14 protein-coding genes are annotated in these 12,918 nt (G+C 36.6%); 1 reads left to right on the top strand and 13 read right to left on the bottom strand.

The genetic code is table 11. From position 1 onward, the window contains the following. Positions 1-46: 46 nt before the first annotated feature. The 5 genes from IGJ39_RS01970 to IGJ39_RS01950 all read right to left on the bottom strand — a co-directional run bounded on the left by IGJ39_RS01970 (position 47) and on the right by IGJ39_RS01950 (position 4,599). Positions 47-1,507, bottom strand: a complete 1,461-nt coding sequence (locus IGJ39_RS01970) for a helix-turn-helix domain-containing protein (RefSeq protein WP_065096969.1) — start codon at positions 1,505-1,507, stop codon at positions 47-49. Continuing rightward, positions 1,497-2,795 carry an NAD(P)/FAD-dependent oxidoreductase gene (locus tag IGJ39_RS01965; RefSeq protein ID WP_019722535.1) on the bottom strand — a complete coding sequence of 433 codons (1,299 nt, stop codon included), beginning with the start codon at positions 2,793-2,795 and terminating at the stop codon, positions 1,497-1,499. Before IGJ39_RS01965 ends, IGJ39_RS01970 begins: the two co-directional genes overlap by 11 nt. Before the next feature lie 144 nt (positions 2,796-2,939). Continuing rightward, on the bottom strand, positions 2,940-3,212 hold the full coding sequence (locus tag IGJ39_RS01960) for a hypothetical protein (RefSeq protein ID WP_019722536.1): 273 nt from the start codon (positions 3,210-3,212) through the stop codon (positions 2,940-2,942). Between the two features lie 37 nt (positions 3,213-3,249). Next, entirely contained in the window at positions 3,250-3,567 is a 318-nt protein-coding gene (locus IGJ39_RS01955; RefSeq protein ID WP_019722537.1) for a hypothetical protein, read from the bottom strand. A gap of 747 nt (positions 3,568-4,314) precedes the next feature. After that, positions 4,315-4,599, bottom strand: a complete 285-nt coding sequence (locus tag IGJ39_RS01950) for a type II toxin-antitoxin system RelB/DinJ family antitoxin (protein ID WP_019722538.1) — start codon at positions 4,597-4,599, stop codon at positions 4,315-4,317. 672 nt (positions 4,600-5,271) lie between these two features. On the opposite strand from IGJ39_RS01950, the gene IGJ39_RS01945 reads away from it, so the two are divergent. Continuing rightward, positions 5,272-5,871 (top strand): hypothetical protein, encoded by a 600-nt coding sequence (locus tag IGJ39_RS01945; RefSeq protein WP_019722539.1) that lies wholly within the window; start codon positions 5,272-5,274, stop codon positions 5,869-5,871. A gap of 159 nt (positions 5,872-6,030) precedes the next feature. Here IGJ39_RS01945 and IGJ39_RS01940 read toward each other — a convergent pair whose 3' ends face one another. The 8 genes from IGJ39_RS01940 to IGJ39_RS01905 form a co-directional block, all read right to left on the bottom strand. Beyond that, positions 6,031-6,801 (bottom strand): Fic family protein, encoded by a 771-nt coding sequence (locus IGJ39_RS01940; RefSeq protein ID WP_019722540.1) that lies wholly within the window; start codon positions 6,799-6,801, stop codon positions 6,031-6,033. A 190-nt stretch (positions 6,802-6,991) separates the two neighbouring features. Then, positions 6,992-7,852, bottom strand: a complete 861-nt coding sequence (locus IGJ39_RS01935) for an aldo/keto reductase (RefSeq protein WP_029593947.1) — start codon at positions 7,850-7,852, stop codon at positions 6,992-6,994. Positions 7,853-7,878: 26 nt separating this feature from the next. Continuing rightward, positions 7,879-8,556 carry a type 1 glutamine amidotransferase domain-containing protein gene (locus tag IGJ39_RS01930; protein ID WP_019722542.1) on the bottom strand — a complete coding sequence of 226 codons (678 nt, stop codon included), beginning with the start codon at positions 8,554-8,556 and terminating at the stop codon, positions 7,879-7,881. A gap of 16 nt (positions 8,557-8,572) precedes the next feature. Beyond that, positions 8,573-9,679, bottom strand: a complete 1,107-nt coding sequence (locus IGJ39_RS01925; protein ID WP_019722543.1) for an NADH-dependent flavin oxidoreductase — start codon at positions 9,677-9,679, stop codon at positions 8,573-8,575. 96 nt (positions 9,680-9,775) lie between these two features. Then, positions 9,776-10,210, bottom strand: coding sequence for a MarR family winged helix-turn-helix transcriptional regulator (locus tag IGJ39_RS01920; RefSeq protein WP_438764151.1), 435 nt, complete (start codon positions 10,208-10,210; stop codon positions 9,776-9,778). Positions 10,211-10,431: 221 nt separating this feature from the next. Beyond that, entirely contained in the window at positions 10,432-10,698 is a 267-nt protein-coding gene (locus IGJ39_RS01915; RefSeq protein WP_019722544.1) for a Txe/YoeB family addiction module toxin, read from the bottom strand. After that, on the bottom strand, positions 10,683-10,937 hold the full coding sequence (locus IGJ39_RS01910) for a type II toxin-antitoxin system Phd/YefM family antitoxin (RefSeq protein ID WP_019722545.1): 255 nt from the start codon (positions 10,935-10,937) through the stop codon (positions 10,683-10,685). Before IGJ39_RS01910 ends, IGJ39_RS01915 begins: the two co-directional genes overlap by 16 nt. Positions 10,938-11,287: 350 nt before the next feature. After that, entirely contained in the window at positions 11,288-12,907 is a 1,620-nt protein-coding gene (locus tag IGJ39_RS01905; protein ID WP_019722546.1) for a glycoside hydrolase family 13 protein, read from the bottom strand. Positions 12,908-12,918: the final 11 nt, after the last annotated feature.

The raw sequence follows: 12,918 nt of genomic DNA, 5'->3' as shown, positions 1-12,918 counted from the left end.
AGAAACTGCCAAAAAAATAGCAATTCACTTTTTTTTTGACAGTTTTTTAATTTTTGGCTTTTTTTTCTTGCTCGATTTTTTGCTTTAACCTTAAAATATCATAACTTGAAGCAAACTCCGATAGATAATAGTACTCTTGACCTTTTTTATCCTGATTGAAGGTGATCACAAAATCATAACTTTTTTCTGGTTGGACTTCTTCGATCACGATCCCGCTGATCCCCTTTAACTCTCGAATCAAGAACTGTTGGAAAGCAACCCGATAGATCGGTAAGGATTGTAGATCGATGCCAATAACCACAGATTTTTCAATATAGAAATCGATCATCATCAAAATATTCGCGTATTGACTCATCAGATTATCCAAAACTTGATTGGTCAATTTTTTCATAGGAAGCTGTTCGACTGTCGTTTTTTTCAATCGTTCAAGTAATTGAGTCAACGAATCACCCAACATGCGTTGTTGTTGGATGAGTAAGTGTGGCGGATCATAGATGGTTAAATAGCCAGAAAAAAAGTATAACTCATTATTGATTTGTGCCAAGTGATACCCAATTGTTTTCTCTTCCTTGATTTTTAGACGCCTTGGTCGATAATGCCATAGCATGGTTTCTCGAATATACGTATCCAACACCGCTGTAGGTAACTTTTTGCTACGAGTCAACTCGTATTGATAAAATGTCTCTTCCTCCAGTACCGAGAAAGTAACGAGAAAACTATAAAACATCATCGACTCATACGCCGTAACATCAGCTGCTGTTCGACTAAGATATAAGGAAATCACCGGATGGATGGTCTGGTACAGTTGATCTTCTTGATATATTTCTTTTTTCTCTTTTGTACCAGAAAACTTCATCTTATCTGACAGTAACCTTTTCCGTGTAATACCGATCCATGTCGCAATTTTTGTCGATGATTGTGGGGAAAAAGTTGTATTCAACACATGCGCCAATCCTACTATCAACGGACGTTTATCTGGAGTATCTTGTAAATACTGTGGTCTTTGTGACTCTGGGAAAAATTGAAATAAGGAATAATAAAAATAACGGATCTGGAGCTCTTCTCCTTGGATTTGTCCATTCTTTATCTGTAGAGAGAACTCTTTCAATAGCTGATTCAATTCTTTGGTTTTTCTAAAGACAGAGGATTCACTGATCGTAAAAGCTGTTGCCAAACGAACACTTGAAGCTTGTTGGTGTTCAAGAAGATACGTCAAGATCTGATATTTCACGCTTTGTTGTACCAAAAAAAGCATGATTTTTTCTAAACTCGTATGCTCATCTAATTCAAGGACGACTTGAAATTCATTTTTTCGGACAGAAATCTTTGTTTTCATCATACGACCGATCAATTCAAGGTCTTCGATATATTGGTCGAAGGCAGATTTTGATAATTTCACAGAGGAGCGCAACTCATTGATTGAAGCGGAACCACCTTCTAATACAAGCATTCGTAAAATCTCAATTTGGATTTGCTCTTTTTTTTCTAAAAATTCTTCAATCTTCATCGAAAGAATCAACCACCTTTACAAGAGCTGTTGGCGCTCGATACTCTGGTTGAAAGAAGAATTCGCGCGCTTCCAGGTCTGCGAGTGTCCATCCTTCCTCAACTGCTAAAGTCAGTCGGTCTAAAAGATAGAAAATCACTGCTTGGCTATGACATTGCGCGCCAATCAGTTTTCCTTCTTCCGTCAATAGCACTTTTATTTGGATCAACTCCTGATTCGCAGCAGAAGCTCTGGTGGTTAAATATTGTGTGTTGATTTCTCCAGCATAAAAGATACTTTCGCTTTCTGTCAAACCGACACTCCCAAAATAATGTCCAAACCAGTGATTACCAATTGGACGATACGTACCTAAATCCTTCTTTTGTTGCCCACTGATATTTTTACTGGCGATCTTCGCCGTTCGAATCGCATTATTGACTAAAGACACGTACATCTTTTCTTGCGTTGGTCGATAGGTTACTTGGATGGCATCGCCGATCGCATAAATATTTTCCTGGGATGTTTGCAGGTAGTCATTTACCCAGATCGTCCCATCATCATTCAGTCGCAAGGATTCTTCCCATAATTGATTATCTGGTCGGGTGTAATTTGCTAACAAGACTAAATCATACGTCTCACTTCTTTTTTCCGTGAAGATCTTTGTTTGTTCTGCTTCAATGATTTCTTGTACTTGTTCATTTAAGAAATATCGAATACCTCGATTGTTCAGCTCGCGATACAACGGCTTGATCATCTCTGGATCAAAATATCGGAATAAAACTGTCGATTGGCTTTCGTACAGATGAAGTTCTTTTCCCAGGTTCGCTAATCCTTCGATGAGTTCCAAGCCAACTTGCCCTGCACCGATCACTGCGATTTTTTTTGCCTTTCCGATACGTTGTTGGAATTGTTGCGAAGTTTTAGGATCTTTGATTGTCCAAATCGTGTCGTTTTCTTGTGTACTAAAACGGAAACGTTGTTGTGAGCCTGTCGCAATCACAAGACAATCGAAAGACAATATTTCCCCATCATTTAATTGGATTTGGTTTTTATCGCTGTTTAGCGCAGTCACTTCTGTTTCTACCCATACTGCTATCTGATGTTCTTGAGTCAATTGCTCTTTAGTGATCCAATAATGATGGGCTTCTTCATGAAATTCCCCTTTTAAGATCAAATTGACACTATTCGGGATAAAGCCTATCTGCGCTTGCTTCTCAATAATGATTATCTCACTTTCTGGACAGTCGTTGCGCAAAGAAATAGCTGTCTGAATGCCCGCAAATGAGCCACCGACGATTACGATCCTCATATGTTATTCTCCTCTTTTTCATCTGTTATCCTTAGAGTATCATTTCTTAGAAAACGTTTCAATCAGTAAAGGAAACAGCGAGTATAAACAGCGTGTCAATTGCTTTATTCATATTCTGCTGGTTGCTTCTACCTACTATAGATTTTATTCTTTCTTTAATTGCGTATAAAGTCTGTGGCTCTTCCTAAATTCGATATCTGCTAGTTTCAACACCTTTTTTATTACTTCATCTGAAGAGTCAAACTGATACTGTCTCCTTTCAAACCCATCTTCGACAATACTATATCGTGCTTGATCATACGTGATGCGTATCGAGCGATCTTTTTTGAAGGTAAGGATTTTTAAAGTGACACAGTCCTTTGACTTAACGTTTCTTTTCAAAAATTGTTTTAATTGCTTTTTATAGATCATGTTCATTTTACTATTTCTCTACCTTTATCATAGATTTAGTCACTCAGTGTTTTTTGTTTGATCGAACAACTATTTTATTCACTTCTTTATCAAATCGTTCTTTTTTCAACGTTTGACTAATATAAAAAACCTGAACCTTCTTCTCATTTACCCTAAAAGCAATACGGAAATTTTCCTTTCCTAAATGGATTTTCATTTCATAAATCGATTCTTTTACAGACATCTCAACGGGTTTGATTCGATAAAAATCGTGCGTCAAATACTCATGTACTTTATAGATAATTATTTCTTGATACTTTTTTGATTGATTCGCCGTAAATACATTTCGAATTGCCTGGCTGACTTCAACCTCATATTCCATAGCTATTCCTTCTTTATTTGATTATTTATGTAGATAGAGACCTCTCTAAAAAGTAAATATGTAAGCATATATATAATACGCTTGCATTATAAACGATATTCATCCTATTTTTTATTCGTTTATTTTATATCAATTATTTTTATTTATTTTCGTTAATTCTACTAGAAGAATAGCCATCTGAAGGCGCTGGGTCAATCGTGTTTCCTCTCACTTATTATTATACTTTCTTTTGTGATATTCCCTAGTTCAGCTGCTTTAGTAGAAAAAATTCTGGGACATTAGTCACCTTGTATACCTTAAAACCGAATAAACGATGTTCCAAAAGTAGCTCCTACAGAAATAAACGTGAAACCCCAAAATTTGAAGAACAATTTTCGGGTTTCACGCTTATTTCTCGGAGTTGAGCACTTCTGTTACAACTTCTCGTTTTGTTGTAAGTTTTTGATGAATTCCATCAATCGAGCGCCATCTTCTTTCGTTAGCGTACCTACCTTGGCGTATTTTATTTTTTCATTTCCTTTAGGTATTGCTCTTGATATACCAACGTCTATCCATGAAGCTTTATGTAGAACTGACTTTTTCCAATCTTTGATAGGAAAATATACTTGTTTTATCTTTTTTGACTTATGTTCATATTGACTAGTGATACTAAAAAATTCAATACAATCATTTTTATCTTATATAACCAATATAGGTCTTTTCTTTCCACCTTATTTGTCAGTGTAAGTCACATAAACCGTTACTATTTCATTCGTATTCATTTAGCCACTCATTTAGCTTTTCATCTGTATCAAGCAATTGAACAGGCATACTTTGTGTTAATTGGCGCAACTTGATTGCTTGTCTTTCTTCTTCATTCAATTTTATTTCTATTGGAAACTCACCTCTTGATACAACTTGCTTATATAAAATGGTAATTGCTGTTGTCGCATTCAAACCAAGTTCTTCTAATATTTGTTCTGCGTTTTCTTTTAGCTCTTTATCAATTCCGACTTGTATTCTTCCTTTTTTTGCCTTCTCTTTTGTTTTCATATTATCTCCTCCTATTGAGTGAAACAAACTCAAAATATTTCAATATCATCATATATTTGATTATATCAAACTCATAAAAGAGAAATGATGCAAAAATCAGTAGTTGATTTTCTTAACTACCTCTTTGCTGTCTATCTTACTTTTTCAGATATAATTTGTTGAGTTTTTCTAATTTCAGTTTAGGTGACATGTTTATTTCTAAATTCAATAGTTTTTGGTGATTAATTTTTAGCAACTTTTTTGATCTATCCACTATTTAACTAAAATTACTTCTTGGAGTTGGAGATTTTAGAAAAGAGCTTAGACTTGTAAAAATCCGCTCCGGTAATTTCTAATATTCCGACTTATTTCCCTCAGAAGTTACTTTTATAATAGCGTTTTTCTCACTTGTAAAAATAGTACTTTTACTTGAGCAATAAGGTGAAAAATTGATTTTAGTTTGTTTTGCGTATATATATAATATACAAAAAGAAGACATTTTTTGACGAAGCAAAATAGAAAAAACGATTGCATGTTTACCATGTTTACATAGAAATAAATTTCATCTGTTGAGGAGCTATGGCATTAGTTTGTTCTCTCCGCCTTAAGTATTCCATAAGTACCTCCTATTACATATCACTACTTTTAGCAGAGAAATCCACAAATATATGTATAAGAAAGAGTTGATTGCTTATGAATGAACTAGTGTATATCAAAGAAAATTTCAACATCGTAACCGTTGCTTTTGTAAAAAACGGGAAAGTCATGAAAAAAATTTATGATTGGTACCTCCCTTATTATTATCAGGATAGGCTCCATATCCATACGAATTCCTCTATTCATATCAATGGTCAAAAGAAAAAAGTTTTTATTGTGGGTACGTCTTATCATCCTGATGCACAAAAAATGTATAAACAATTTCCACTATTACACTCACAACCTAGCTGGCAGATACAACTTATTGCTCAAATACTTAACTCTAAGAATATTCAGTATTATCGAGAGCGAACGTTCAAAAATCTTACTACAGTCGAGAATCGTCCTTTAAGAATTGATCTTTCATTTCAACAAAATAATCAATGGTACTTTATTGAATATCATGGTGTTCATCACTACTTCAAGAAAAGAGCTACTACTAAACGTTTTCAAAACATACTAAGAAATATGGAAATAAAGAGACAGTGGTGTTTAGATAATAGGGTGCTGTACTTAGAAATTCCTTTTTTCAGACAAAGAGAAATTCAAAAGTTGGTGGAAACTTTTCTAAAATCTACGTTACTAGATCCACACTGATGAAAATCTTTTTAATCGTGCAAGGTAATCTATCCTCCTATTCTATGGATATCACACTTATACAAATCAAAGTTGGCTCCTCTATTTATTGTGAATAAACAAAGACCTGTAGTAAGGCCAAAAACTCTTTTGGATTACTACAAGTCTCTATTCACATCTTTATTCTCTTACTATATCTGGCTTGCTCAATTGCTCTTTGATGCGATACGTACTCGCATCAAAATTTTTATTTTCTTGAATAGGTGCATGTAATGCCAGTTCTCTTTCTTTAGGTGATGGTAGTGTGTCTAACATACGTTCAAACGCTTTTTCTTCCTCTGTTGGTGTCTTTGCTTGGTAATAACGCATCAAATTCAATGTAAATTCCACTCGATCTAAATCATTGAAAGGAAGAGTGAGGTAATTTTCATTTTCAAATGTTCCATAGGCCGAGTTAGCTGCAATTAACGCAGTTCGCTTGTTACCATCTTGGAATGCTTGAAGTTTTGATAATCGTGCAAACACACGCCAAGCATCTATTTCTTCCTTTTTCGACTTCTTGAATGTTTCTACGATTTGATCAATATCGACTCGCGTAACGATCTCCGGTGGCAAATACGCTTCCTGACTTTGTTGATCGATAATAATAGCGATGCGATCTTCTTCATTATAATAAGCATTTCTCAAATGTCCGGGCAAACCCGGTTGTTCATTTGATGGTGAATCAAACTGTGTATTTACTGCAATGATCCCATCCGTAGAGAATCCTATTTTTTTTATTACATCGATTCCTTTTAACGCATCTGTAAAAATTGCGATATCGTCTTTGTTTTGTCGCAAAGGTTTCGTCGATTTTTGATCAAGTGCTTTTTTCGTTTGTAAAACCGTACTACCGTAATTATTTAGACTACCTAGTGAGGTAATAAACCTTGCAAGAGCTGTATTATCCATCGGTTCTCTCTCCTTGTTCTACCAATGTTTCTGTCTCTTAGTATACTATGAAAATCAAATCCATAGTAGAGAAAATCAACTTCACTCCATTTATCAAACTCACTTGGCAAACTACGAATTTTTTCACCTATTTCTTATGAGAAGTACCATCGTATCTATATGACTTATTGTCAATGGGTCCACGTATCCCTTATTGATCCGCTTGATCAATGGAGATATTATGCAGATTTTCAACTAAGGTTCGATGTTCACGAGGGCCGGTCGACTCTGGTGCTTGATCGAGCTGTTCAATCAAATTTAATTCTTCTTCTGATAATCGGAAATCAAAAATGGCGATATTTTGCTTCATACGATCCACATGGACAGACTTAGGGATCGTGATGATCCCTAGTTGTGTTTGCCAACGTAGGATGATTTGTGGGACAGTTTTATGGTATTTTTCAGCTAATTCCTTTAAAACTGGTTCATCAAAGATCCCATCTTTTCCTTGGTTAAAGGGACTCCATGCTTCGGTCACGACATCAAAATGCGTGGCTGTTTCTCTTTGTTGTTTTTGTTGACGGTATGGATGTTGTTCGATTTGGTTGATCACTGGTTTGATCCGATGATTCAAAATCAAATCAGTCAAACGACCTGTTGAAAAATTGGAGACTCCGATCGCCTTTACTTTGCCTGCATCATAGAGTTCTTCCATGGCACGCCATGCACCATAATAATCATTGTAAGGTTGATGGATCAAGAAAATATCAATATAGTCTACCCCTAATTTTTGTAAAGAACGTTCATACGCTTTGTATGCGCCCTCGTAAGAAGCATCAGTGACCCATAATTTTGTTGTGATAGTGATCTCTTCTCTTGGAATCCCGCTTTTTTTGATTGCCCGACCAACGGCTTCTTCATTGTAATAAACAGCCGCAGTATCAATCAGGCGATAGCCAGCATTCAGCGCTTCTAAAACGACTTGCTCACATTCTTCTTGATCCCAGATTTGAAAGACGCCAAATCCAAGTACAGGAATTGTCAATCCGTTGTTCAAGGTCCGTGTTTCCATCATTGATTTTCTCTCCAAACTCCACGTTATTTCGTCAATTCAGCAACGACTTTTTCTCCTAATAAATGTGCAGACTGTGGGTTTTGTCCTGTTAATAAACGCCCATCTGCATGAACAACTTCAGTAAAAGCTTTCCCTGCCTGATAATCGGCCCCTTTTTCTTTCAATGAATCTTCGGTCAGGAATGGGACGTTATTCGTTGTTCCGTTTAATTCCTCTTCTTCATTACTAAAGCCAGTCACTTTACGTCCAGCTAAAATGGACTGTCCGTTTTCATCAACGACAGGTAATAAGCCTACGACACCATGACAAACCGCTGATACGATCCCATTATTTTTGTAGATCGCAGAACCAATCTCTGCTAATTTTTCTGATCCGGGGAAATCCCACATCGTTCCATGACCACCGGCATAATAAATCGCCGTATACTCTGTTGGGTCCACTTCATCCGGACGTAACGTTTGACCTAACGCACGATTACGAAAGTCTTCATCTTGGTAATAGGTCCAATCCACTTGGTCCATATCTAATATACTTTTTGGTTCCAATGGTACGTATCCGCCATTCGGGCTAACAAAATCAGCTTCGATCTTGTTTTTGACTAATACATCATAAAAATGAGTCAATTCACTTAACCATAAACCTGTTGGACGCTCGATATTGTCGTATTTTTCTACATTTGTCAAAACAATCAAAACTTTCATTTTTTCAGCTTCTTTCTTAGATATTGATGGTTGATCCATAGCGTTGATCAAGAAAATTATACAACGGACTTGGTAAATACAAGTCTTTGTATGCTTCAGAAAAAGGTTTCGTCACAAATTCAGCATCTCGACCTTCTAATAATTTGACCGCCCATTCAGGATCTACCAACATTTGTTGACCTATTGCTACGAGTTCCGCATGAGCTAACACAGACTCGACATCTTTGCGGTTACGGACATTCCCGACACCTACTAATGGAATTTTCCCTTGAATCGCTTCGTGGACATATTCAAGAATTGATTTTTCGTTATAAGTTTCAGAACGAGCCACACGATCATAGGTGTTCAATGAAACATGCAGATAGTCTAATTTCGTTTCACGTAATTGTTCCATCAACCAAATCGTTTCTTCAAAACGGATACCTGGTGTTTCAAATTCTTCTGGTGAAAAACGATAGCCAACAATAAATGGTTTGGTTGCGTGTGTTTCAACTGCTCGGAAGACAGATTTCAATAATTCTTCAATAAAATGATAACGTTTCTCTAAAGAACCACCCCATTGATCTTCTCTACGGTTCGAATGAGGAGAAAAGAATTGTTGGATCAAGTAAGTATTCGCACCATGTAATTCTACTCCGTCAAATCCTGCTTCAATGGCTCTGCGTGTTGCTTCGCCAAATGCTTGGATCGTTTCACTAACTTCTTCATCACTTAATGCCCGAGGTGTTTCGGCATCTGGACGTTCTGCCGGAATCGCACTAGCAGATACTGTTTGTTCTCCTGATAATGTCGCACGGCTTGTCATACGACCGCCATGGAAGATCTGCACGATTGCCTTGGCGCCTTCGCCTTGAATGGCTTGTGCTAACTCGCTTAGACGAGGAAGCATTTCATCATGGGCGATACTCAATTCACCTGGCCAACCTTTACCGATGTCTTGCACATTTGCTGCACCAGTGATCACTGCTCCTAATCCTTTTGAGCGTTGTGCATAGTATTCGATCTCGTCTTTTGTGATTACCCCATTAAAAAAGCTAAGTTCTGTAGTCATTGGTGATAGCATCAACCGATTTTTCAGCTCACTACCTGATGGAAATGTGATTGATTCATTGAATTTTGCCATTCTTCTTCCTCCAATATGACGAATGTCACTTATTTTTTCTCGTATTTATTTAACCATACGATTAGTTGTACATGCAACTGTTATGTTTAAAAAATTTTATTTTTTTTGTAATTTATTGGTCGCTTCATTCAGCTCTTGAGAAAGCCGCTCGCTCTCGGCAGCACCTAAAACAACTTTATATGCATGGTGCAACTCATCCCAACTACTGTCGATCTCTTTGACAAATTCACGACCTTCATCAGTTAAAAATACCAAAGATAACCGTCCTTCTGTAACCGTTTTGACATAGCCTTTATATTCTAATTTTTCTACGAAACGTGCAATCGTTGAAGGCGCTGAATACAACATCTGCGCGATATCTTTTTGAGGAATACCGTTTTTTTCTTTCAAAATCAGTAAGATAAATCCATAAGTAGGTGCAAGTCTCGTTTTCTTGAAGGCTTCATCAGCTAACTTATTCAATACTCGATCGAGCTTCTTCACACTAAAAAAAAGACATTCTTCTAACGAACGTTCAATTGATTTCCCCATTTTTACACCTCCTGTTAGCGTACATATCATAGTATGATTTAGTTGATTTGTCAAAGAGGAGGATAGCATTCATATGTAGTTCAAATGATCACCTATAAAAATACAATGATATGTAGAAGCATCTATTCAGTTTTAGAATGTGTAAAATAACTAAGGGCAAATTTCCACTGTAGTGTCTAAACAGTCATATATCATGAAATGAGCAATTCAGTTTACGCACTTTAAAACAACCCACGCTCATAATAAGACCAGACGGAAAGAATGGTTACTATTTTCCTCTCAATATCCACACTATAAACTAGTCTATGCTGAATGTTGATTCTTCTTGAGTGATACGGAATCCCTACTAGTTTTTCATACGGTGGCGGTGACTGAAAAGGATTCTTTCGAATGACCTTGAGTAATTCATCAAACTTTTTATGTAACCCAGCAATTTTAAGTTTAGTAAAATTTTTTTTGCATTTTTTTATTTCTATAATGTATCCCAATCAATCTTATTTAACTCTTCCGTTTCTTCCTCTTCGTATTGCTTAATCTGATTGAGCACGCCTGTATTTTGTAAATACAGCGTTTCCTGAATTGCATTCCAATCTGCCTTACTAATAATTACTACACTTTCATCTTCACTTTTAGTATTGATAATTTCAACCGGTTGATTGTGTGCCACAACATGCTTAATCAAGCTATACAAATTATTTCGAGCCTTCGTTGGTGTAATTACTTCCATCTCTATTCACATCCTTCTTTATTATTAATAATAACGTACATAAAAGCGTAAGCCAATAAGCATAAATTGGTTGAATTTTGTCTTATACTTCTTGTTAATGTAGGCTTCATCATCTGACTTAATTGACTGATCAAAAAAGAAAGAAACATAGCTTTTTATACACTATCTTCCAGCCTATCTTAAAGAATGCAACAATAGGCTGGAAGATATTAGGAATCTTGCACACTTAAACCGAATGAACGATGTTCTAGAAATAACGACTAGTGAAATAAGCGTAAATCTCAAAAATTCGAAGAACAATTTTTGGTATTTCACGATTATTTCTCGGAGCTAAGCACTTCTATCACTCATTATCCAATTTTCACCACAAACGCTTCATAAGGACGTAATTCAACTTCTCCCATAGGCACTTCTCGGTCATAGTTTGCAATGATCAGTTCCGTTGTTTCTTGTGGCACAGTCAATTCATGTGTTTGTTCAGATAAGTTACAAACGATCAACCAACGTTCTTCATTGAGTGTACGATAATAAGCGAAGACTTCATCTGGAGTTTCTGCCAACAATTCATATTCTCCCCAGACAATGATTTCATTGTGTTTGCGTAACTCGATCAAGCGTTTGTACGTATGGAAAATCGAAGATGGATCTGCGATTGCTTGTTTCGCATTGATGGTTTTGTAGTTTGGATTGACGGATAGCCAAGGCGTTCCTGTCGTAAATCCACCATGTGCTGTTTCATCCCACTGCATTGGGGTACGCGCATTGTCACGCCCTTTGGCATTGATAGACTGCAAGATCTCTTCTTTACGATAGCCAGATGCGAAACGCTCATGATACATATTGATTGTTTCGATGTCTTGGGCTTCTGAAATGTCCTGGATCGGAGCATTAGTCATACCTAGTTCTTCTCCTTGATAAATGTAAGGAGTCCCCTTCATCATGTGGAGTAAAATAGCAAACATCTTTGCACTTTCCACGCGGTATTCTTGATCATTTCCCCAACGTGAAACAATTCTCGGTAAATCGTGGTTATTCCAAAATAAGCTATTCCAACCTTCATCACCTAATGCTGTCTGCCATTTGGACAAGACTTGTTTCAGTTCAGAGACATCTAAAGCTTTTAGATCCCATTTATCCTTGCCTGCTTGCTGGTCCAAAGTCATATGTTCAAATTGGAAGATCATGGATAGCTCATTTCGTTTGGGGTCAGAATAAAGCTTCGCGATTTCTGTCGTTGCGCCCCAAGTTTCTCCTACCGTCATCAAATCTTTATCTCCAAAAGTTGCTTGATTCATTTCTTGTAAATATTCATGGAGTCGAGGACCATTATTGGTGATTTCTTGATCCGGTAATTTGCCGATCGTATCGATGACGTCCATACGGAATCCACCAATTCCTTTATCGATCCAAAAATTCATCATATCATAAACTTCTTGTCTGACCAGCTCGTTCTCCCAATTCAAATCAGGTTGTTTCTTGCTGTATAGATGCAAATAATATTGACCCGTCGTTTCATCAAATTCCCAAGCTGGTCCACTAAAAATCGAACGTAGCGAATTAGGCACGTCTCCATTTACTGGATCACGCCAAATATAATAATCTCGATATGGATTGTCTTTGCTTTTGCGAGATTCGATAAACCATTGATGTTCATCAGAAGTGTGATTGACGACTAGATCCAAAATGATTTTGATGCCTGATTTCTTCGCTTCCTCAATCAGTTCGTCCATTTCAGCCATCGTCCCAAACTCAGCCATGATTGCTTCATAATCGCTGATATCATAACCATTATCATCATTTGGGGATTCATAGACAGGAGAAAGCCAAATCGTATCGATCCCTAGATAGGTTAAATAATCTAATCTTGAAATAATCCCTCTTAAATCACCAATTCCATCTCCATTCGTATCTTGAAAACTACGTGGATACACTTGATATACAACTGATTGATGCCACCATTTTTTCTCCATATGATCCTCCA

Origin of the sequence: Enterococcus sp. AZ140 (assembly GCF_051714405.1) — a bacterium.
Lineage (GTDB): Bacteria > Bacillota > Bacilli > Lactobacillales > Enterococcaceae > Enterococcus_B > Enterococcus_B pernyi.
Note: the sequence above shows the minus strand (reverse complement) of the source record. Positions and strands in the feature narration are given on the sequence as shown.